Annotated in this window: 18 protein-coding genes; 9 read left to right on the top strand and 9 right to left on the bottom strand. The window is 70.0% G+C overall.

Annotated elements, in window-relative coordinates:
* Nucleotides 1-163 precede the first annotated feature (163 nt).
* Together pgeF and rluD are read right to left on the bottom strand one after the other, a co-directional pair.
* Complete coding sequence (pgeF, locus tag EYQ95_RS20265) at nt 164-937, bottom strand: peptidoglycan editing factor PgeF (protein ID WP_132329870.1); 774 nt, start codon at nt 935-937, stop codon at nt 164-166.
* A complete protein-coding gene (gene rluD / locus EYQ95_RS20260; protein WP_243700003.1) occupies nt 934-1905 on the bottom strand; it encodes a 23S rRNA pseudouridine(1911/1915/1917) synthase RluD in 972 nt (323 codons plus the stop codon). The genes pgeF and rluD overlap by 4 nt, the downstream gene beginning before the upstream one ends.
* An 87-nt stretch (nt 1906-1992) precedes the next feature.
* Between rluD and EYQ95_RS20255 the strand changes: the two genes are divergently transcribed.
* Entirely contained in the window at nt 1993-2880 is an 888-nt protein-coding gene (locus tag EYQ95_RS20255) for an outer membrane protein assembly factor BamD (RefSeq protein WP_132329866.1), read from the top strand.
* A gap of 282 nt (nt 2881-3162) precedes the next feature.
* On the opposite strand, the gene EYQ95_RS20250 is transcribed toward EYQ95_RS20255, so the two are convergent.
* The 5 genes from EYQ95_RS20250 to sucC all read right to left on the bottom strand — a co-directional run bounded on the left by EYQ95_RS20250 (nt 3163) and on the right by sucC (nt 7742).
* Nucleotides 3163-4791 carry an NAD+ synthase gene (locus EYQ95_RS20250; protein WP_132329864.1) on the bottom strand — a complete coding sequence of 543 codons (1629 nt, stop codon included), beginning with the start codon at nt 4789-4791 and terminating at the stop codon, nt 3163-3165.
* Nucleotides 4792-4800: 9 nt separating this feature from the next.
* On the bottom strand, nt 4801-5112 hold the full coding sequence (locus EYQ95_RS20245; RefSeq protein WP_132329862.1) for a CcdB family protein: 312 nt from the start codon (nt 5110-5112) through the stop codon (nt 4801-4803).
* Nucleotides 5113-5115: 3 nt separating this feature from the next.
* Nucleotides 5116-5364, bottom strand: a complete 249-nt coding sequence (locus EYQ95_RS20240) for a type II toxin-antitoxin system CcdA family antitoxin (RefSeq protein ID WP_132329860.1) — start codon at nt 5362-5364, stop codon at nt 5116-5118.
* Nucleotides 5365-5528: 164 nt separating this feature from the next.
* Nucleotides 5529-6404 carry a succinate--CoA ligase subunit alpha gene (gene sucD / locus EYQ95_RS20235; RefSeq protein ID WP_132329858.1) on the bottom strand — a complete coding sequence of 292 codons (876 nt, stop codon included), beginning with the start codon at nt 6402-6404 and terminating at the stop codon, nt 5529-5531.
* A gap of 168 nt (nt 6405-6572) precedes the next feature.
* Nucleotides 6573-7742, bottom strand: a complete 1170-nt coding sequence (gene sucC / locus EYQ95_RS20230) for an ADP-forming succinate--CoA ligase subunit beta (RefSeq protein WP_132329856.1) — start codon at nt 7740-7742, stop codon at nt 6573-6575.
* A 179-nt stretch (nt 7743-7921) separates the two neighbouring features.
* Between sucC and EYQ95_RS20225 the strand changes: the two genes are divergently transcribed.
* The 8 genes from EYQ95_RS20225 (at nt 7922) to coaE (ending at nt 16865) form a co-directional block, all read left to right on the top strand.
* Complete coding sequence (locus EYQ95_RS20225; protein WP_132329884.1) at nt 7922-9550, top strand: PAS domain-containing sensor histidine kinase; 1629 nt, start codon at nt 7922-7924, stop codon at nt 9548-9550.
* Nucleotides 9551-9612: 62 nt separating this feature from the next.
* Entirely contained in the window at nt 9613-11022 is a 1410-nt protein-coding gene (locus EYQ95_RS20220; RefSeq protein WP_132329854.1) for a sigma-54 dependent transcriptional regulator, read from the top strand.
* A 262-nt stretch (nt 11023-11284) separates the two neighbouring features.
* Nucleotides 11285-11656 carry a prepilin-type N-terminal cleavage/methylation domain-containing protein gene (locus EYQ95_RS27055; protein ID WP_132329852.1) on the top strand — a complete coding sequence of 124 codons (372 nt, stop codon included), beginning with the start codon at nt 11285-11287 and terminating at the stop codon, nt 11654-11656.
* Nucleotides 11657-11752: 96 nt separating this feature from the next.
* A complete protein-coding gene (locus tag EYQ95_RS20210; protein ID WP_132329850.1) occupies nt 11753-12199 on the top strand; it encodes a prepilin-type N-terminal cleavage/methylation domain-containing protein in 447 nt (148 codons plus the stop codon).
* 180 nt (nt 12200-12379) lie between these two features.
* The gene (gene pilB / locus EYQ95_RS20205) at nt 12380-14104 is read left to right on the top strand and encodes a type IV-A pilus assembly ATPase PilB (RefSeq protein ID WP_132329848.1); all 1725 of its coding nucleotides are present in this window, start codon (nt 12380-12382) and stop codon (nt 14102-14104) included.
* Between the two features lie 3 nt (nt 14105-14107).
* The gene (locus EYQ95_RS20200; protein ID WP_132329846.1) at nt 14108-15361 is read left to right on the top strand and encodes a type II secretion system F family protein; all 1254 of its coding nucleotides are present in this window, start codon (nt 14108-14110) and stop codon (nt 15359-15361) included.
* Nucleotides 15362-15370: 9 nt separating this feature from the next.
* Nucleotides 15371-16234: an A24 family peptidase gene (locus EYQ95_RS20195; RefSeq protein WP_132329843.1), complete on the top strand. Its 864-nt coding sequence runs from the start codon at nt 15371-15373 to the stop codon at nt 16232-16234.
* Between the two features lies 1 nt (nt 16235).
* Nucleotides 16236-16865 (top strand): dephospho-CoA kinase, encoded by a 630-nt coding sequence (gene coaE, locus EYQ95_RS20190; RefSeq protein ID WP_132329841.1) that lies wholly within the window; start codon nt 16236-16238, stop codon nt 16863-16865.
* Between the two features lie 156 nt (nt 16866-17021).
* Here coaE and EYQ95_RS20185 read toward each other — a convergent pair whose 3' ends face one another.
* Nucleotides 17022-17984, bottom strand: coding sequence for a Nudix family hydrolase (locus tag EYQ95_RS20185; protein ID WP_132329839.1), 963 nt, complete (start codon nt 17982-17984; stop codon nt 17022-17024).
* Between the two features lie 200 nt (nt 17985-18184).
* Nucleotides 18185-20902 carry a preprotein translocase subunit SecA gene (gene secA / locus EYQ95_RS20180; protein WP_132329837.1) on the bottom strand — a complete coding sequence of 906 codons (2718 nt, stop codon included), beginning with the start codon at nt 20900-20902 and terminating at the stop codon, nt 18185-18187.
* Nucleotides 20903-20985: the final 83 nt, after the last annotated feature.

The following is a 20985-nucleotide window of genomic DNA, read 5'->3' as shown; positions in this document are numbered from 1 at the left end:
CGGGCGCGCTGGCAGGCGCAAGCCGCTGTGCAGCCTGGACTTTTTGCTTGAGAGTTTTTTCCGGACAGCAGTGCGCGAAAGCGGGAACCCAGTGCCTCGGTTCCCGCTACTTCAGACGCGGTCGCCGCGATCGAATGTCGATCCGCCCTAGGGCCGGTTGGCCCTAGCCGCGCGCCTGCATCCAGGCCAGCGTGGCCATGCGGCCGGTGCGCCGGTCGCGGCGGTGCGAGAAGAAGCGTCCGGCGTCCGAGATCGTGCACAGCCCGCCGCCGTGCACCTGCCCCGCGGCCAGGCCGGCACGCTCCAGGCGCCTGCGTGCAAGCGCGTACAGGTCGACGAGCCAGTGGTCGGGCCGCGTGCAGCGGAAGGCGCTGCCGCAGGCCCAGTCGCGCGAGACGAAGGCGTCGTACACCTCCACCCCGACCTCGTAGCGTTCCGGCCCCGCGGCCGGACCCAGCCAGGCGACGACCTCGTCCGGACGCGCACGCATGGCCGCCAGCGTGGCTTCCAGCACGCCGTCGGCCAGACCGCGCCAGCCGGCATGCGCGGCTGCGACCTCGCTGCCGTCGCGCGCGGCGAAGACCACGGGCAGGCAGTCGGCCGTGAGGATGGCGAGGACTACCCCCGGCGTCGACGTCACCGCCGCATCGGCCTCCGGCTCGGCGGCATCGGCCTGCGGCGGGGCGTCGAAGCGCCGGACCGCGACGCCATGCACCTGCCGCAGCCAGTTCGGCGGCGAGGGCAGGCCGAAGCGCGCCGCCAGTTCGTCGCGATTGGCCTGCACCACGGCGGGGTCGTCGCCGTCGGGGGCAGAGCGGTTGCCCAGGTTGAAATGGTCGAACGGGGCCGGCGACCGCCCGGCGCCATGCCGGACCGTGGTGAAGGCGCATACGCCCGGCGGCACGGGCCAGTCCGGGGTGATGCGCGCGGGCGTCACCGCCCGCGCTCCGCCGCCTCGCGGCTGTCGGCGCGCAGCGCATCCACCAGTGCCTGCATGTCGGCCGGCATCGGTGCGCTGCAGCGCACCGGCTCGCCCGTCACCGGATGCGCGAATTCCAGCGTCTCGGCATGCAGGGCCTGGCGGCGGAAACCGCGCAGCATGGCCACGGTCCCGTCCGACGCACCCTTCGGCAGCTTCAGCGGCCCGCCGTAGAGCGGGTCGCCCACGATCGGGTGCTTGAGGTGCGCCATGTGCACGCGGATCTGGTGCGTGCGGCCGGTTTCCAGCCTGCACTCCAGCAGCGTGTGCGCACGGAAACGCTCGCGCAGGCGGAAATGCGTGACCGCGTCCTTGCCGTCCTCGCGCACGGCCATGCGCAGGCGGTCGCGGGGATGGCGGTCGATGGGCGCATTGGCGGTGCCGCCGGACACCAGCGCGCCCACCACCACCGCGAGGTACTGGCGGTGCACCTTGCGTGCGGACAACTGCTCCACCAGCGCGGTATGCGCCTCGAGCGTGCGCGCGATGACCATCACGCCCGAGGTGTCCTTGTCGAGGCGGTGCACGATGCCGGCGCGCGGCAGCGCGGCCAGCGCGGGGTCGCGGTGCAGCAGCGCGTTGACCAGCGTGCCGGCCGGATTGCCGGCGCCTGGATGCACGACCAGCCCCGCGGGCTTGTCGACCACGATGACGTGGGCGTCCTCGTAGAGCACGTCCAGCGCGATGTCCTCGGCCGGGGCGTCGGTGGCGATGCCCACCTCGGCCTCGACGCTGACCCGCTCGCCGCCGCGCACCGGATCGCGGGGACGCGCCTCGCGGCCGTCGAGCCGGGCCTGCCCGGACTTGATCCACCCGGCCAGGCGCGAGCGCGAATGCTCGGGGAACAGCTCGGCGAGCACCGCGTCGAAGCGGCGGCCGGCGCTCGCGTCGGGCACGCGCGCCTCGAGGCGGACGGGTTCGGGCATCTGCGGAACCATTGGGCGCGCGCGGGGTCGGTTAATTCGGGCCTGCTATTATCGGCCCTTCCCGCTCCGGCGTCCGTAAGAACCCCAATGCGCCCACGCTCCAGCCGCATTTCCGCCGCCTCCCTGCTCCGTCCCGGCCTGGCCGCCGTCCTCGCGGTCGCCCTGCTCGCCGGCACGGGCTGCGCGCGCCTGGGCAAGATGTTCAAGGACGACGACGCGAACGAGGGCGTGGCCGTCGAGACGCTCTACGAGCGCGGCCACCGCTCGATGACCAACGGCAACTGGTCGGGCGCGGAGGAAACCTTCCGCCGCCTGGTCGCCCAGTACCCGTACGGCCCCCACACCGAGCAGGCCCTGATCGAGACCGCCTACGCCCAGTACAAGGCCGGCAAGCACGAGGAAGCGATCAGTTCCATCGACCGCTTCATCCGCACCTACCCCACGCACCGCAACATCGCCTACCTGTACTACCTGCGCGGGCTGGTCAATTCCAGCCGAGACACGGTGTTCCTGCAGCGCGTCTGGCGCCTGGACCCGGCGCGTCGCGACCTGGCCACGCCGATGCAGGCCTACAACGACTTCAGCATCGTGGCCGAGCGCTACGGCAACTCCCGCTATGCCGAGGACGCACGCAAGCGCATGGCCGACCTGCGCGACATGTTCGCCCGCCACGAGATGGACACCGCGCTGTACTACCTGCGCCGCGGCGCCAACGTCGCCGCCGCCAACCGCGCGCGCTACGTGCTCGACACCTACCCGCAGAGCCGCCACCAGGCCGACGCCATCGCCACCCTGGCCGCGGCCTACACGGCCCTGGGCAACGAGGCGCTGGCCAACGACGCCCGCACGCTGCTGCAGCAGCAGGCGCCGAACCATGCCTACCTGCGCGGCGACTGGCCGGACTACCCCAGCCACCTGCGCCGCCTGAACCCCTTCGCCGGCGACCGCTCCGCGCTGCAGGCCGACGAGCACTGAGCCGGCCCGCCCGCGCCAGGCCGAACGACGCCGCCTCCGGGCGGCGTCTTCGTTCCAGCAGGGCAGATCCGCCGGCCGCGCATCCTGCCCGCTTGGCGCGCGCAGCCCCGGGCAATCGACCACCGGCGCGGGGGCCGCAGTGCAGGCACGCGGCCCGGGCCCGGGCGCGCTGCGCGGTAGCCGGGCCCACAGATCCTCGGGTAACGGGGCCCGGCGGTCCCGGGTGCGGCGGGCCTGCGGGGTCGTGCCCGTGGCGATGGCCGGTCCGCGCCCGGTCGGCCCTCAGCGGTACCCGTTGGTGATCGGATAGCGGCGCTCGCGTCCGAACGCGCGGCGGCTGACCTTCGGCCCGGGCGCGGCCTGCTGGCGCTTCCATTCCGCGGCGCGAACCAGCCTGACCACCCGGTCGACCGTGGCGGCATCGAAGCCCGCCGCCACCACGTCCTCGCGCGACTGCTCCTGATCGACGTACCGGTGCAGGATCGCGTCGAGCACGTCATACGGCGGCAGGGAATCCTGGTCGGTCTGGTTCTCGCGCAGTTCGGCCGACGGCGCGCGGTCGATCACCTCGTTCGGGATCACCGGGTCGCCCACCGTGTTGCGCCAGCGGGCGAGGCGGTAGACGTCGGTCTTGTACACGTCCTTGATCGGCGCGTAGCCGCCGGCCATGTCGCCGTAGATCGTGGCGTAGCCCACCGCGTACTCGCTCTTGTTGCCGGTGGTGAGCAGCAGGCCGCCGAACTTGTTCGACAGCGCCATCAGCATCGCGCCGCGGATGCGCGACTGCAGGTTCTCCTCGGTCGTATCGGACGCGCGACCTTCGAACGTCTCGGCCAGCGTCTGGAGGTAGGCGGCGAACGGCTTCTCGATGGGCAGGGTCAGCAGGCGCACGCCCTGGCGTTCGCACTGCTCCTGCGCGAGCGTGTTCGACAGGTCGGCCGTGTAGCGCGAGGGCAGCCGCACCGCGGTCACGTTCTCCGCCCCCAGTGCGTCCACCGCCAGAGCAAGCACCACGGACGAATCGATGCCGCCCGACAGCCCCAGCCACGCGCGGTCGAACCCGTTCTTGCGGCAGTAGTCGCGGGTGCCACGGACCAGCGCGCGCCAGGCCAGCGCCTCGCGGCTCTCGTCGCCGTCCACGGTCCACTGCAGCGCGGCGAAGCGGCGCGTCGGCGCGTCGAACTCGACCACCAGCCACTCCTCGCTGAAGGCCGCCGCCGCCGGGTGCACACGACTGTCGCCGTCGCAGACGACCGACGCGCCATCGAAGACCACCGAATCCTGCCCGCCCACGCAATTGAGATACGCGATCGCGGCACCCGTCTCCTTCGCGCGCTGCTCCAGCAGCGCATCGCGCGCGGCGTGCTTGTCGTGCTCGAAGGGCGAGGCATTGGGCACGACGACGACCTCCGCGCCCGCCCGCACGGTGTCGGCGATCGGCTCGGCGAACCAGAGGTCCTCGCAGATCACCAGGCCCACCTGCACGCCCTCGACCTCGAACACGCAGGTTTCGGCGTCCGGGTCGGCGCTGAAATAGCGGCGCTCGTCGAAGACCGCGTAGTTGGGCAGCTCGCGCTTGCGGTAGGTCTGCTCGACGCGGCCGTCGCGCAGCACGCTGGCGGCGTTGTAGACGATCGCGCCGGCCGTCTGCGGCCAGCCCACCACCGCGACGATGCCCGTTGCGGCGGCCGCGACCTCCTGCAGGGCCTTCTCGCAGTCGGCAAGGAAGCTCGGGCGCATCAGCAGGTCTTCCGGCGGATAGCCGCTGATGGCGAGCTCGGGAAAGACGACCAGCTGCGCGCCGTACTCGTCGCGCGCCTCCGCGATCATGCGTGCGATGCGGCCGGCATTGCCGGCGACGTCGCCCACCGGGAAGTCGAATTGCGCGAGTGCGATCCGCAGAGCCGCCATGATCCGTCCTCAGATTCCCGAAACCAGCATGTCCAGGGCCGCGAGTATCCGCGCGCGCTCGTGCGAAAGGTCGGCGACGGCGCTGCCCAGGACCGTCCGCGGTACGCCGGCGAGCTGCAGCGTATCCATGACCCAGGGCTCGCCGGCGATGTCGAACGTCGGCATCAGGCGCTCGGCCGGGCGCCCGGCGCGCGCCGTGGAGATGAGCGGCACCACGACGCAGGTCGCGGCCTTGGCGACGAGGTCGCTCTGCACGTCGAGCAGGTAGGGCACCGCGGCGCGCGTGCGCTCATCGCCATTGGCGTAGACGGTGAACTGCACCGCTCAGAACGCCCGCAGCATGTCGCTGAAGGCGCCCTCGCGCTCGACGCGCGCGTTGTAGGCCTCGATGGCCTCGCGGTTCTCCTCCAGCCAGCGGGCGCGGCGCCGGGCGCGGACCTCGGCCTCGATCGCCCGCTCCAGCGTGGCGGAGAGGTTGATGTCCAGCTCCTTGGCCAGCCGCAACAGGCCCTCGTTGATGCTGAGGTTGGTGGGCCGCTTGCCGTAGCCGGCCGTCTCGTCATGGATGCGCATCGCCCGCTCCCGTTAAGGATGCGCATCGATCATGCGCATTCACGTGGCCGGGCGTCAACCCCGAACGAAAAACAACAACGCCCCTGACGGGGCGTTGTCGGGGCCGCGCTGCAGCTGCTTTCACACAGACTGCGAGGCGGCCTTTTCGATGCACCTCGCCGGTATCAGCCGGCGAGGCGCCTGGCGATCGCCGCGCCGAGGTCGCCCGGCGACTTCACCGTGGTGACGCCCGCCTTCTCCAGCGCCGCGAACTTGCCTTCGGCCGTGCCCGAGCCGCCGGACGCGATCGCGCCCGCATGGCCCATGCGCTTGCCCTTCGGGGCGGAGGCGCCCGCGATGAAGCTCACCACCGGCTTGGTCACGTGCTGCGCGATGAACTCGGCCGCCTCTTCCTCGGCGCTGCCGCCGATCTCGCCGACCATGATGATGCCTTCGGTCTGCGGATCGTCCTGGAACCAGCGCAGGGCGTCGATGAAGTTGGTGCCGTTGATCGGGTCGCCGCCGATGCCGATGCAGGTCGACTGGCCCAGGCCCACGTCGGTCGTCTGCTTCACCGCCTCGTAGGTGAGCGTGCCCGAGCGCGAGACGATGCCGATCTTGCCCGGCTGGTGGATGTGGCCCGGCATGATGCCGATCTTGCACTCGCCCGGCGTGATCACGCCCGGGCAGTTCGGGCCGACGAGCACCGTCTCCGGATGCGACTTCAGCACGTTCTTGACGCGCAGCATGTCCAGCACCGGGATGCCCTCGGTGATGCACACGATCACGCGGATGCCGGCGGCCGCGGCCTCGAGGATCGCGTCGGCCGCGAACGGCGGTGGCACGTAGATGACGGAGGCGTCGGCGCCGGTGGCGGCGACCGCCTCGGCCATCGTGTTGAACACGGGCAGCCCGAGGTGCTGGCTGCCGCCCTTGCCCGGGGTGACGCCGCCCACGACCTGCGTGCCGTAGTCGAGCATCTGCTGCGCGTGGAAGGTGCCCTGCGAGCCGGTGAAGCCCTGCACGAGCACCTTGGTGTTTTTGTTGATCAGAACGGACATGTCTTGGAGTCCTTCGTGGTTCGTGTCGCTGCGGCTTCGGATGCATCGGACAACGATGGAGCTGCGTCGTCCGCCAGGGATTGCTTGCACAGCCCCCGCCCGTTGCTTCGCTTGGGGCCGCCCCCCCCGTGACTGGAGGGGCCTGGAGCATCGCGTCGCCGCGCGGGGTCAGGCGGCCTGCTGGACGGCCGCGACGGCCTTCTTCGCGCCGTCGTTGATGTCGTCGGCCGCGGTGATGGCCAGGCCGGAGTTGCGCAGCAGCTCCTTGCCGGCCTCCACGTTCGTGCCTTCCAGGCGCACGATCACCGGCACCTTGACGTCCACCTCGCGCACCGCCGCGATGATGCCCTCGGCGATCATGTCGCAGCGGACGATGCCGCCGAAGATGTTCACGAAGATCGCGCGCACCTTGTCGGACGAGAGGATCAGCTTGAAGGCCTCGGTCACGCGCTCCTTGGTCGCGCCGCCGCCCACGTCGAGGAAGTTCGCGGGCTGCCCGCCGTTGAGGGCGATCACGTCCATCGTGGCCATGGCCAGGCCCGCGCCGTTGACCATGCAGCCGATGTCGCCGTCCATCGTGACGTAGTTGAGGTCCCACTTCGACGCGAGCACCTCGGTCTCGTCCTCCTGGCGCACGTCGCGCATGGCGACGAGCTCGGGGTGGCGGAAGGAGGCGTTGTCGTCGGAGTTGATCTTGCCGTCGAGCACGGCCAGGTCGCCGCTGGTGAGGATGGCGAGCGGATTGAGCTCGACCAGCGCCAGGTCCTTCTCGTTGAACAGGCGGTACAGGCCCAGCATGATCTTCGTGAGCTGGCCGACCTGCTTGGCGTTCAGGCCCATCGCGAAGCCGAGGTCGCGACAGTGGTAGGGCTGCAGGCCTTCGACGAAGTCGACGTTGAGCGTGTGGATCGCCTCCGGCTTCTCGTGGGCGACCTGCTCGATGTCCATGCCGCCCTCGGCCGAGGCGATGAAGGTGATGGAGCGCGTCGCGCGATCCACGAGCACCGACAGGTACAGCTCCTTGGCGATGTCGGTGCCTTCGGAGATCAGCACCGAGTCGATCGGCAGCTCGACGCCCGCCGTCTGGTAGGTGGCCATCTTCGTGCCGAGCATCGCCTTGGCGTACTCGCGCACCTCGTCGAACGACTTCGCCAGCTTCACGCCGCCGGCCTTGCCGCGGCCGCCGGCATGGATCTGCGCCTTGACGACCCACAGGTCGCCGGGGATCTGCTTGGCCGCCGCCACCGCCTCGTCCGGCGAGCGGGCGACGATGCCCTTGGGAACGGCGATGCCGTAATCGGCAAAGAGCTGCTTCGCCTGGTATTCGTGGAAATTCATGCGTCACCGAAGGATGGACGTGGGAGCTCGCGCGAAAGCGCGGCGCAGGGCCGGCGCGAGGGGGCGGTATTGTCGCCGATCGGGCATTTGCGGGCAAAAGACGGCCCGATGCCGGCGGATCCGGCTCGGCGTGGCCGCCTATACTCGGGCCAAACCGCCTCCGGACACGCGCCGTGCCCCTGCAGACGACCGTCTCCCCGCGCGATGCCGACCAGGTGCTCCATCGCGAGCTCTGGCTCTTCAGCCTGTATCGGGTGCTGGAGGCCGCGCTGCTGGTACTGGTGGTATTCGGCCCGGCCGCGGACGTGGCCGATCCGGTGCGCCACGAGCTCCTCGCCCGCTCGGTCACCCTGGCCTACCTGTTCTTCTCGCTGGTCATGCTGGCGCTGGTGCGGCGCGTGGAGCTGCGCACGCTGGCGGCGATCGGCGTTGCCGGCGACCTCTTCTTCGGCATCCTCGCCATGCACGCCGCCCCGCTGGCCGCGGTCGGCATCGCGCTGATGCTGATGTTCAACGTGGGCGCCGCGTCGCTGCTGCTCCCCACCCGGCTGGCCGCGCTCGTCGGCGTGGCCGCCGTGGGCGGGCTGCTGGGCGAGTACGCCTGGAGCCGGGTGGACATGGACATGGCCCGCTCGTTCGCCGAGGTGCTCATGTTCGCCATCGGCTACGCGGCGCTGGGCACGCTCATGAACGTGCTCGGCCGCCAGATGCGCGAAAGCTACGAGCTGGCCGCCTCGCATGCCTCCGAGAACGAGCACCTGGCGCAGGTCAACGAGCTCATCATCCGCCGCCTGCGCACGGGCGTGCTGCTGGTCGACGGACAGGGGCGCCTGCGGCTGGCGAACGAGGCGGCGGTGGCGCTGGTGGGCGACGTGGGCGACGAGGAGAGCGGCTACCGCGAGCTGGCCGTCGCCGTGCCCGAGCTGGGCCGGCGCCTGGCCGAGTGGCGCGCCACGGGGCGTTCGGACGACAGCCCGCTGCGCATCGCCCCCGACCAGCCCGACGTGATCCCGCGCTTCGCCCGCCTGCAGGCGCAGAGCGACCAGGTGCTCGTCTTCCTCGACGACACCTCGCTGGTGTCGCAGCGCGCCGAGTCCATCACCCTGGCCACCCTGGGGCGCTTTTCCGCGAGCCTGGCGCACGAGATCCGCAATCCGCTGGCGGCCATCAACTACGCCGTGCAGCTGCTGCAGGAGTCCGACGACATCCGCGCCGCCGACCGCCGCCTGCTCGAGATCGTGCACCAGCACGCGCAGCGCATGAACGGCATCGTCGACAACGTGCTCGGCCTGGCCCGCCGCGAGCCGGCCAAGCCGGAAGTGATCGACGCGGTGGACTTCGCGCGGCACTTCGTCGACGAGTATCTCGTCAGCCACCCGATCGAGGGCGACACGATCACCGCCAGCTCCACGCTGCAGGAGCTGCCGGCGCTGTTCGACCCGCGCCAGCTCCACCAGGTGCTGACCGTGCTCGTGCACAACGCCCTGACCTACGGGCGCATGCCCGGCCAGCCCGCGCGCGTGACCCTGCGCGTGGCCAGCGACAACGGCCGGCCGGTGCTGGACGTGCTCGACCGCGGCCCCGGCATCCCCGAGGGCGTGCGCGGCCGGCTGTTCAAGCCCTTCTTCACCACCTCGCACCACGGCACCGGCCTGGGGCTCTACATCGCCCGGGAACTCTGCCGCGCCAACCAGGCCGGGCTCGACTACCTGCCCACCGCCGGCGGCGGCGGCTGCTTCCGCATCCGCATGAGCGCGCTGGGCCACCGGCTGACCGACGAGCGGTCGATGGACCTGGCCGCCGGTTGACACAGACCGCCCGAAGTGGCCGCTTTCCGTCACTTCGGCTAAGGTGGGGGGCGGAGGATCCGATGACCGAAGCCCGCACCGCCCCGCCTTCGCGTACCGCCCTCGTCGTGGACGACGAACGGGACATCCGCGAACTCCTGGTCATGACCCTCGGCCGCATGGGCCTGCGCTGCGACACCGCGGCCAACGTCACGGACGCCCGCGCCCTGCTCGCCCGCAACCGCTACGACCTCTGCCTGACCGACATGCGCCTGCCCGACGGCAGCGGGCTGGAGATCGTCGCCGACATCAACCAGAACCACCCCAATACCCCGGTGGCGATGATCACCGCCTTCGGCAACGTCGAGGCCGCGGTGGAGGCGCTGAAGGCGGGCGCCTTCGATTTCGTGGCCAAGCCCGTCGATCTCGGCGTGCTGCGCGACCTGGTCAAGCAGGCGCTGGAACTGCACGAGCGCCGCCGCGTGGCCGCCGAATCCGGCATCGCCACCCGCCTGCACGGCACCTCGCCGGCGATGGCGCAGCTGCGCGCCACCCTGACCAAGGTCGCCCGCAGCCAGGCGCCGGTCTACATCTCCGGCGAGTCGGGCGTGGGCAAGGAGCTGGTCGCGCGCACCATCCACGCCGAGGGCGGCCGCGCCTCGGGCCCGTTCGTGCCGGTCAACTGCGGCGCGATCCCGGCCGAGCTCATGGAGAGCGAGTTCTTCGGCCACAAGAAGGGCAGCTTCACCGGCGCCCATGCCGACAAGCCCGGGCTGTTCCAGGCCGCCGACGGCGGCACCCTGTTCCTGGACGAGGTGGCCGAGCTGCCGCTGCCCATGCAGGTCAAGCTGCTGCGCGCGATCCAGGAGAAGTCGGTGCGGCCGGTGGGCGCCAATGCCGAGGTCAAGGTCGACGTGCGCATCCTCTCGGCCACCCACAAGGACCTGGCCGCGCTGGTCGAGGAAGGCCGCTTCCGCCACGACCTCTACTACCGCATCAACGTCATCGAACTGCGCGTGCCGCCCCTGCGCGAGCGCCCCGAGGACCTGCCCACGCTCTCGGACCTCATCCTCCAGCGCCTGGCCACGGCGCAGGGCCGCCCGGTGCCGCGACTCTCCCCGGAGGCCGTCGAGGCGCTCAAGACCTACCCCTTCCCGGGCAACGTGCGCGAGCTGGAGAACATCCTCGAGCGCGCCATGGCCCTGGCCGATGGCGACGCCATCCAGGTCGAGGACCTGAGCCTGCCGCGCGCCGTGGCCCGGCCGGCTGCGCCCACCACCACCATCGCGCCCGCGGCCGGCGCCGACCCCCGCAGCCTGGACCCGCGCGACACGGCCACCAGCGCCCTGCCCTCCTACATCGAGGAGATCGAGCGCGCCGCCATCCAGCACGCGCTGCAGGAAAACCGCTACAACAAGACCCGCACCGCCGCCGCCCTGGGCATCACCTTCCGGGCGCTGCGCTACAAGCTCAAGAAGCTCGGGATCGAGTAACCCGCCGCCGCCGCGCAGGCACCGATCTGACGCGGAGCGTCACCTTCCCCCGCCCACCTGACGCTGCGCGTCACCGCGACGGAATCCCGGCGCCCGGCAAGCGTGATGAACTGCCGGAAAACCGTAACGCCGGCTGGCGTTCAGGCTTGGCACGGGTTATGCGTATGCCCGGATGCACGGACAGCCTCGGCGGACCTACAGGACCCAGGCGAGCCGTCCGGCACCGTCCGTGAGGATCCACTCCACTCCTAGGGGATACACCATGAAGAAGCAGCAGGGCTTTACCCTCATCGAACTGATGATCGTCGTCGCGATCATCGCCATCCTGGCCGCCATCGCGCTGCCGCAGTACCGCAACTACACGCAGCGTTCGGCCAATGGCGCGTGCCTGGCGGAGGCGAAGTCGTGGATGAACACGGCGGTCGCCGAGGCTGCCGACAACCGCACGGGCGCTGCGTTCGTGGCTCGCGCCTGCGCAGCCGGTGGGCAGACCCTGACCCCGACCGAGTACGGCACCACCGGCCACACGGAAACGTTCACGACCCCGGTTCGCGGCAACGGCGCTCTGCGCGAGAACGTGTCCTGCGAGGGCGGCAGCGGTACCTGCCAGCTCGTGGCTGCCCCTGCCACGTAAGCATCAGGCTTGGTTCGTACGGAAGCCTCCGGCAGGTGCCGGAGGCTTTTGCTTTTTTTGCCAGCCTCTACCCAGTGCGGCAGCTTTGAACCGGCTATGGCGGGGATCGGAAATCGCCTGAGCGAAGCACGCGCCGCCTGCCCGTGCGCGCGCAACGTTGGACCGATTCTTGCTGACGTCGATGCATTCCAATGGCACCGGCCGAGAATCGACGTGCACCTGCGCAACGACGGCTTTTCACTTGTCGAGATGATGGTCGTCGTGGCGATCATCGCACTGCTCGCCGCCATTGCCCTCCCCGTTCTCTCGCGACAGCAGGTACGCGCGGCCGAAACCGCCTGCTTGTCGGAAACGAGGACGTACGTGACCATGACGCTCGCCGCCATGGCGAGCGGGGCCACGCCCCAGGCGCACCCCCGCCGGGCCTGCACGAGCGGCGACGACATCACGGCGGACAGCATTTCGGTGGCCGCCAGCCCCAGACCTCCCGGGACGCGACAGTCCGTCTGCCTCGTGGCGACGTCGACCTGCGCGCTGGAATAGCGCGGGGCAAGGCAGCGGCCAAGCCGCGCATGGCGGGCTCGACACTACGCATCGACCGCACTCGCGAAACAACGGGCTTGGCCTGAAGCGACGCCCAGGGGATCGAGAAACGCGGTCGACTCCGCAATGCAGGCGCCACGTTTTGCGCTAGAGTCCCGACGGGGAATTGGGACCGCGCACATGAACACCGTCGCTACCGCCAATCTGGTGGGGATCACGGGCATCGCCCGACGTTTGGTGCTTGACGGCGCGCTCGACGAGAGCGCGGCCCGCGAGGCCATGGCGGCCGCGACCGCCGAGAAGAAGCCCCTCGCCCAGTATTTCGTCGACCGCCGGCTCGTGTCGGCCGCCAGTCTGGCGGCCGCGAACTCGGTCGAGTTCGGGGTGCCGATCTTCGACGCCACCGCCTTCGACCCCTCACAGGCCGCCCTCAAGCTGGTCAACGAGGAACTGCTCCGCAAGCACGGGGTGCTGCCCCTGCTCAAGCGCGGCAACCGGCTGTTCGTCGGCATGACCGACCCGACCAATACCGCGGCCCTGGACGAGATCAAGTTCCAGACCAACCTGGCGGTAGAGGGCATCCTGGTCGATGCCGACACCATCGCCCGCTGCCTGGACCGCTGGGCCGACTCCGGCGACGCCCTGTCGGATGCGACCGGTGACGAGGAGGGCCTGGACCTCATCGACACCGGCAAGGACGAGGACGGCGGCGTCGGCGACTCCGGGGTGGACGCCAAGGGCGACGACACGCCCGTGGTCAAGTTCGTCAACAAGGTGCTGGTGGACGCCATCCGGCGCGGCGCCTCGGACATCCATTTCGAGCCCTACGAGACCGACTACCGGGTGCGCCTGCGCATCGACGGCATCCTCAAGCAGGTCGCCAAGGTGCCGGCCAAGCTCAATACCCGGATTGCGGCGCGCCTGAAGGTGATGGCCCAGCTGGACATCGCGGAAAAGCGCGTGCCCCAGGACGGGCGCATCAAGCTCAACCTGTCCAAGACGAAGCAGATCGATTTCCGTGCCAGCACCCTGCCCACGCTGTTCGGCGAGAAGGTGGTGCTGCGTATCCTCGATGGCAGCGCCGCCAAGCTGGGCATCGACAAGCTCGGCTACGAGGAGGACCAGAAGAACCTGTTCCTCGAGGCCATCCAGAAGCCCTACGGCATGGTGCTGGTCACCGGCCCGACCGGCTCGGGCAAGACGGTCTCGCTCTACACCGCGCTCAACATCCTCAACGACGAGACGCGCAACATCTCCACCGTGGAGGATCCGGTGGAAATCCGCGTGCCCGGCATCAACCAGGTGCAGCAGAACCAGAAGCGCGGCATGACCTTCGCCGCCGCCCTGCGCAGCTTCCTGCGCCAGGACCCGGACGTGATCATGGTGGGCGAGATCCGCGACCTGGAAACGGCCGAGATCGCGGTGAAGGCGGCGCAGACGGGCCACATGGTGCTGTCGACCCTGCACACCAACGACGCGCCGCAGACGGTCGCGCGCCTGATGAACATGGGCATCGCGCCCTACAACATCATCTCGTCGGTGACCCTGGTGATCGCCCAGCGCCTGGCCCGCCGCCTGCACGACTGCAAGCGGCCGGCCCACCTGCCGGAGCACGCCCTGATCGCCGAGGGCTTCACGGCCGAGGAAATCGCGCAGAGGTTCACGGTTTACGAGCCCGTCGGTTGCCCCGACTGCACCGAGGGGTACAAGGGGCGGACGGGCATCTACCAGGTCATGCCCATGACCGAGGAAATCCAGTCCATCATCCTGGAAGGGGGCAATGCCATGCAGATCGCGCAGGCCGCGCAGCGGTCGGGGATCCGCGACCTGCGCCAGTCGGCATTGCTGAAAGTGAAGAACGGCGTGACCAGCCTCGCCGAAATCAACCGCGTGACCAAGGACTAAGCCATGTCGGCCACCCGAAACGCCGCCAAGTCTTCCGCCCGCGCCAATGACGGCCTGCAGACGTTCACCTGGGTCGGCAAGGACAAGCGCGGCGTCGTCATGAAGGGCGAGCAGGCCGCCCGCAACATCAACTACGTCAAGGCCGAGCTGCGCCGCCAGGGCATCACCCCGCAGACGGTCAAGCCCAAGTCCAAGCCGCTGTTCGGCGGCGCCGGCAAGGCCATCAAGCCGCGCGACATCGCCATCTTCAGCCGCCAGCTGGCCACCATGATGAAATCCGGCGTGCCCATCGTGGGCGCCATGGAGATCATCGCCAACGGCAACAAGAACCCGCGCATGCGCAAGCTGGTGGAGACCATCGGCGCGGACATCCAGGGCGGCATGTCGCTGACCGAGGCGCTGAGCCGCCACCCGGTGTACTTCGACGAGCTTTACCGCAACCTCGTGCGCGCGGGCGAGTCGGCGGGCGTGCTGGAGACGGTGCTCGAGACCATCGCGACGTACAAGGAAAACCTCGAGGCGCTCAAGGGCAAGATCAAGAAGGCGATGTTCTACCCGATCATGGTCGTCGCGGTGGCGCTGATCGTGAGCTCGATCCTGCTCGTGTTCGTGGTGCCCCAGTTCGAGGAGGTCTTCAAGAGCTTCGGCGCCGACCTGCCCGCCTTCACGCAGATGATCGTCGGGCTCAGCCGCTTCATGGTGGCCTGGTGGTGGGCGATCGCGCTTGGAATCGGCGCGGCGATCTTCGCCTTCCTGGCCGCCTTCAAGCGCTCGGTCGCGTTCCAGCACTTCCTGGACCGCATGATCCTCAAGGTGCCGGTGATCGGCCAGATCATGCACAACTCGGCGATCGCCCGCTTCTCGCGCACGCTGGCGGTGACCTTCAAGGCGGGTGTGCCGCTGGTGGAGGCGCTGGATACCGTCGCGGGCGCCACGGGAAATTCCGTCTACACCGATGCCGTGCGCCGCATCCGCGACGACGTGGCCGTGGGTTATGCCGTCAACATGGCCATGAAGCAGGTCAACCTGTTTCCCCACATGGTCATCCAGATGACGGCCATCGGCGAGGAGGCAGGCGCGCTCGACACCATGCTGTTCAAGGTGGCGGACTTCTACGAGCAGGAAGTCAACAACGCCGTGGATGCGCTGGCCAGCCTGCTGGAGCCCATGATCATGGTCTTCCTGGGCGTGGTGGTGGGCGGCATGGTGGTGGCCATGTACCTGCCGATCTTCAAGCTCGCCTCCACCGTGGGCTGACCCCGAAGGATGGCGTTCCTCGACCAGAACCCCGCCCTGGGCTACCCGCTCGCCGCAGGCTTCGGCCTGCTGGTGGGCAGCTTCCTCAACGTGGTGATCCTGCGGCTGCCGCCCCGGCTCGAATGGGGCTGGAAGCGGGACTCGCGCGAGATGCTGGAGATCCCCGACGTCTACGACCCGCCGCCGCCGGGGATCGTGGTGGAGCGCTCGCACTGCCCGCACTGCAAGCACGTGCTGAGCTGGTACGAGAACATCCCGCTGTTCAGCTGGCTGGCGTTGCGCGGCAAATGCCGGCACTGCAAGGCGCCGATTTCGGCCCAGTACCCGCTGGTCGAACTGCTGACGATGCTGCTGTTCGTGGCCTGTGTCTGGCGCTTCGGCTTCGGTTGGCAGGGCTTCGGGGCGATGGTGTTCACCGGGTTCCTGATAGCGCTGTCGGGCATCGACCTGCGCACGCAGCTGCTGCCCGACCAGCTCACCCTGCCGCTGATGTGGCTGGGCCTGATCGCGGCCTCCGACAATCTCTACTTCGGCGCCAAACCGGCCCTGCTGGGCGCGGTGGCGGGCTACCTCAGCCTCTGGGTCGTGTGGTGGCTGTTCAAGCAGCTCACCGGCAAGGAGGGCATGGGGCATGGCGACTTCAAGCTGCTCGCCGCCATCGGGGCCTGGACCGGGCTCAAGGGCATCCTGCCGACCATCCTGATCTCCTCGCTGGTCGGCGCGATCATCGGCTCGATCTGGCTGGCCATGAAGGGCCGCGACCGCGCCACGCCCATCCCCTTCGGGCCGTACCTGGCCATCGCCGGCTGGATCGTCTTCTTCTGGGGCGAGGCGCTGGTCGACGGCTACATGCGCTATTCAGGCCTGAAGTGAGATGGCCGGCTATGCCGTCGGCCTGACCGGGGGCATCGCCTCGGGCAAGTCCGCGGTCGCCGGGCGCTTCGCGGCGCTGGGCATTACGGTGGTCGATGCCGACCTGGTTGCGCGCGAGGTGGTCGCGCCGGGTACCGAAGGCTTGGCGGCGCTGGTCGAGGCGTTCGGCCAGGACATCCTCGACCCCACCGGCGCGCTCGACCGCCGGCGCATGCGCGAGCGCGTGTTCGCGGACGACGCGGCCCGGGCCCGGCTGGAGGCCATCCTCCACCCCCGCATCCGCCGCCTGCTGCGTACTCACGCGGGCGAGGCGCCGGGCGCCTACGTGGTCGTCGCGATCCCCCTGCTGGCCGAAGGCGGCGGGCGGACGGCCTATCCCTGGCTGGACCGCGTCCTCGTGGTCGATGTACCCGAGGCGACGCAGCTGGCGCGCCTTGCCGCCCGCGATCGTATCGACGCGGCGCTGGCACGTCGCATGCTCGACGCCCAGGCCACGCGCGCGCAGCGCCTTGCGATCGCCGACGACGTGGTCGTCAATGCAGGCGGCGTCGAGGAACTCGACCGACTCGTGGCCGCGCTGGACCGCCGCTATCGGCAGCTCGCGGAAGCGAAGGCTTCGCCTGCGGCGTAGGCGAAGCGACATCCAGCGCGCGGTGCCGCACATGGGCGCCCTGTGCCGGGGCAGGCTGCGGTCTCGCGAGCGCCCGTGGACATCGGCCCACCCATCCGGCGCGCCCGCCCTGCTCCCTGGGCATCGCGCAACGCCGGTAACGCCGCGTCGACTGCGTCAGTCGACGAACGCGCGGATCGCCGCGACGCCCTGCGCGCCATGTGCGCGGGCCGCGTCGAGATCGGCGGGGCCCAGCCCGCCGATGGCGTAGATCGGCAGGCTGGCGCGCTCCCGTAGCCCGGAAAAGCCCGCCCAGCCCAGTGGCGGCAGGCCCGGGTGCGAGGGCGTGGGCGCGACGTGGCCGAGCACCGCGAAGTCGCAGCCCAGGCGCTCGGCATGCGCGAGATCGGCCGCGTCGTGGCAGGACGCGGCCACGGGCAGGTCGTCCGGCAGCGGTCGCGATGGCAGGGCCGCGAGCTGTGCGGCCTTGAGATGCAGCCCGGTGCCCAGCGCCCGCGCCAGCCCAACATCGGCATTGAGCAGCACCTGCGCGCCCGCCTCGCGGCATCGCGCCAGCGCGGCTTCGACGCGCCTGCGCCAATCGGGCGAACCGGGGCTGCCGCCGCGCAGCTGGATGCGCCGGATGCCGGCGGCGAGTGCACGGTCCAGCGCGCGCTCCCATGCGTCGCCCGCATCCGGCGGGGGCGTCACGAAGTAGTACGCAGGCTCGCGGAGCGCGGCGACCACCGGCCGGTCGGCAGGCGGCATCGGATAGCGTGCGAGGCGTTCCTCGGGCACCCAGGCCAGCGCCTGCCCCTCGCGTCCGCGGGCCGGCCCCTGCCATGCCTCGACGAGACGCACGTCCAGCACCAGGCGCTTGTCGGGATAACGCTGCGGCACGGCGATCAGTGGCGCGCCGATGCGGGCCTCGATGCCCAGCTCCTCGCGCAGCTCGCGCACCAGCGCGGCCTCGTCCGATTCGCCGGGCTCGCGCTTGCCACCGGGAAATTCCCAGAGCCCCGCGAGGTCGCGCCCCTCGGTGCGCCGCGCGAGCAGGATCCGGCCCCGCGCGTCGCGGATGACGCCGGCCACCACGTGGACAGTCCGGGATTCCTTTGCCGGAGACGGGAAATCGGTCATGCCGAGCACTGTTCGCCCATGCGCCGCGCCGGCTCAAGCGGGCCGGGAACACGTGCGCCGACCGGATCCGCCCGCCGCGCCACGGCTACTGCGTGCCGCGGGCTGCGGCGAATGCGGACCCGCCGTCAGCCGGGACCACGGGCATGCGCAGGTGCCGGTGCCGCGATTCCCGATTCCTCATGCCCGCGATCCGACGGAACTCAGCCCAGCTGCCCGTGGCAGTGCTTGTACTTCCTCCCGCTGCCGCAGGGGCAGGGGTCGTTGCGGCCGATGTTGACCGGCACCGCCCCGGCATCGAGCGCCTGGGCGGCCTCCTCGTCGGCGCCCAGGCCACCGCTGCCCGGGTGCTGGAACTGCATCTGCCGCGCCTGGGCTTCCAGCGCCGCGCGCGCCGCGGCCTCTTCCTGGGCGATCTCTTCCTCGGTGCGGATGCGCACGCGGGCCAGCATCGTCACCACCTCGCGCTTGACCTTCTCCAGCATGTTGGAGAACAGCTCGAAGGCCTCCTTCTTGTACTCCTGCTTGGGCTGCTTCTGCGCATACCCGCGCAGGTGGATGCCCTGGCGCAGGTAGTCCATGCGCGCCAGGTGCTCCTTCCAGTTCTGGTCGAGCACGTTGAGCATGATGTGCTTTTCCAGCATGCGCATGGTTTCGGCGCCCAGCTGCTGCTCGCGCTGCTCGAAATGCGCGTCGATCTCGCGGTCGACGTGCTCGAGGATGCCCTCGGCGTCGAGGTTCGCCTCGCGCTGCGCCAGGCCCTGCAGGTCGAGCCGCACGCCGAACTCCTCGGCGATGGTCGCCTCCAGCCCCGGCAGGTCCCACTGCTCGTCGATGGAGTTGGGCGGCACGAAGCGCATGACCATCTCGCCCACCACGTCGCGGCGGATCGCGGCGATGTTCTCGCCCACGCTCTCGGCCTCGAGCAGCTCGTCGCGCTGGCCGTAGATCACCTTGCGCTGGTCGTTGTTGACGTCGTCGAACTCGAGCAGGTTCTTGCGGATGTCGAAGTTGTGCGCCTCGACCTTCCTCTGCGCATTGGCGATCTGCTTGGTGACCAGCGGGGACTCGATGATGTCGTCCTCCTTCAGGCCCATGCGCGCCATCACCTTCTGCACCCAGTCGGCCGCGAAGATGCGCATCAGGTTGTCTTCGAGCGACAGGTAGAAGCGCGAGGAGCCCGGGTCGCCCTGGCGGCCGGAGCGACCGCGCAGCTGGTTGTCGATGCGGCGGGACTCGTGGCGCTCGGTGCCGATGATGTGCAGGCCGCCGGCGGCTTTGACCGCCTCGTGGCGGGCCTGCCACTCGGCCTTCAGGCGCTGCCGGGTGACCTCGTCAACCTCCTGCCCGCCGGCCTCGAGCTGCGCGATCTCGGCCTCGAACGAACCGCCGAGCACGATGTCGGTACCGCGGCCGGCCATGTTGGTGGCGATGGTGATCGCGCCCGGGCGGCCGGCCTGCGCGACGATGATCGCCTCGCGCTCGTGCTGCTTGGCGTTGAGCACCTCGTGCGGGATACCCGCCTCGCGCAGCTGCTCGCTGAGCATTTCCGACACCTCGATCGAGGTGGTGCCCACCAGCACGGGCTGCTTCTTCTCGTAGCAGGCCTTGATCTCGCCCACCACCGCGCGGAACTTGCCCGCCTTGTTGAGGAACACCGCGTCCGGGTGGTCCTTGCGGATCATCGGGCGGTTGGTCGGGATCACCACCACCTCGAGCCCGTAGATGCTCTGGAACTCGTAGGCCTCGGTGTCGGCCGTGCCGGTCATGCCGGCGAGCTTGCCGTACATGCGGAACAGGTTCTGGAAGGTGATCGACGCGAGCGTCTGGTTCTCGCGCTGGACCGGCACGCCCTCCTTCGCCTCCACCGCCTGGTGCAGCCCGTCGGACCAGCGGCGGCCCGGCAGCGTGCGGCCGGTGAACTCGTCGACGATCACCACCTCGCCGTCGCGCACGATGTAGTCCACGTCGCGCTGGTAGATCGCGTGCGCGCGCATGGCGGCGTTGAGGTGGTGCACGACGCTGAGGTTCTTCGGGTCGTACAGGTCGTCGTCCTCGCCGAGGATGCCGGCGGCGCGCAGCAGCGCCTCGGCATGCTCCTGGCCGGCCTCGGACATGTGCACCTGCTTGGACTTCTCGTCCACCCAGAAGTCGCCCTCGCCGTCTTCGGTGGCCTGGCGGGTGAGCTGCGGGACGATGCGGTTGACCTTGATGTACAGCTCCGGCGACTCGTCGGCCGGGCCGGAGATGATCAGCGGCGTGCGCGCCTCGTCGATCAGGATCGAGTCGACCTCGTCGACGATGGCGTAGTTCAGGCCCCGCTGCACGCGGTCGTCCTTCGACAGCGCCATATTGTCGCGCAGGTAGTCGAAGCCGATCTCGTTGTTGGTGGCGTAGGTGATGTCCGCCGCGTAGGCCGCATGCTTGTCGCCGTGCGGCATGCCCGGGTAGACCACGCCCACGCTCAGGCCCAGCCAGTTGTAGAGCTTGCCCATCTGCGCCGAGTCGCGGCGGGCGAGGTAGTCGTTCACGGTGACCACGTGCACGCCCTTGCCTTCCAGCGCGTTGAGGTACACCGGCAACGTCGCGGTGAGGGTCTTGCCCTCGCCCGTGCGCATCTCGGCGATCTTGCCCAGGTGCAGCACCATGCCGCCGATCAGCTGCACGTCGAAGTGGCGCATGCCCAGCACGCGGCGGCTGGCCTCGCGGCAGACGGCGAAGGCCTCGGGGAGGATGCGGTCGAGCGACTCGCCCTTGGCGATGCGCTGCTGGAACTCGGGGGTCTTGGCCTGGAGCTGCTCGTCGCTGAGTTTCTGCAGGTCGGCCTCGAGGGCGTTGATCTTTTCGACCGAGCGCTGGAGCTGGCGCAGCAGGCGGTCGTTGCGGCTGCCGAAAACGCGGGTGAGCAGGCTGTTGAGCATCGTGGGGCCGAGTTGGGGTGAGGCGCGGGCCGGGGGCCCACGACAAAACGGGGCGCTCGGCGCCCCGCATGGCAATCACGGAT

The sequence above is a fragment of the Lysobacter sp. N42 genome (assembly GCF_004344885.1).
Note: the sequence above shows the minus strand (reverse complement) of the source record. Positions and strands in the feature narration are given on the sequence as shown.

Bases quoted from the DNA above. Each gene is read 5' to 3' on its own strand.
- pilB (WP_132329848.1), top strand. From the start codon at position 12,380: ATGAACACCGTCGCTACCGCCAATCTGGTGGGGATCACGGGCATCGCC.
- EYQ95_RS20195 (WP_132329843.1), top strand. From the start codon at position 15,371: ATGGCGTTCCTCGACCAGAACCCCGCCCTGGGCTACCCGCTCGCCGCA.
- EYQ95_RS20210 (WP_132329850.1), top strand. From the start codon at position 11,753: ATGGCGGGGATCGGAAATCGCCTGAGCGAAGCACGCGCCGCCTGCCCG.
- coaE (WP_132329841.1), top strand. From the start codon at position 16,236: ATGGCCGGCTATGCCGTCGGCCTGACCGGGGGCATCGCCTCGGGCAAG.
- EYQ95_RS20220 (WP_132329854.1), top strand. From the start codon at position 9,613: ATGACCGAAGCCCGCACCGCCCCGCCTTCGCGTACCGCCCTCGTCGTG.
- EYQ95_RS20185 (WP_132329839.1), bottom strand. From the start codon at position 17,984: ATGACCGATTTCCCGTCTCCGGCAAAGGAATCCCGGACTGTCCACGTG.
- secA (WP_132329837.1), bottom strand. From the start codon at position 20,902: ATGCTCAACAGCCTGCTCACCCGCGTTTTCGGCAGCCGCAACGACCGC.
- EYQ95_RS20200 (WP_132329846.1), top strand. From the start codon at position 14,108: ATGTCGGCCACCCGAAACGCCGCCAAGTCTTCCGCCCGCGCCAATGAC.
- EYQ95_RS20240 (WP_132329860.1), bottom strand. From the start codon at position 5,364: ATGCGCATCCATGACGAGACGGCCGGCTACGGCAAGCGGCCCACCAAC.
- sucD (WP_132329858.1), bottom strand. From the start codon at position 6,404: ATGTCCGTTCTGATCAACAAAAACACCAAGGTGCTCGTGCAGGGCTTC.
- EYQ95_RS27055 (WP_132329852.1), top strand. From the start codon at position 11,285: ATGAAGAAGCAGCAGGGCTTTACCCTCATCGAACTGATGATCGTCGTC.
- sucC (WP_132329856.1), bottom strand. From the start codon at position 7,742: ATGAATTTCCACGAATACCAGGCGAAGCAGCTCTTTGCCGATTACGGC.
- EYQ95_RS20250 (WP_132329864.1), bottom strand. From the start codon at position 4,791: ATGGCGGCTCTGCGGATCGCACTCGCGCAATTCGACTTCCCGGTGGGC.
- EYQ95_RS20255 (WP_132329866.1), top strand. From the start codon at position 1,993: ATGCGCCCACGCTCCAGCCGCATTTCCGCCGCCTCCCTGCTCCGTCCC.
- rluD (WP_243700003.1), bottom strand. From the start codon at position 1,905: ATGCCCGAACCCGTCCGCCTCGAGGCGCGCGTGCCCGACGCGAGCGCC.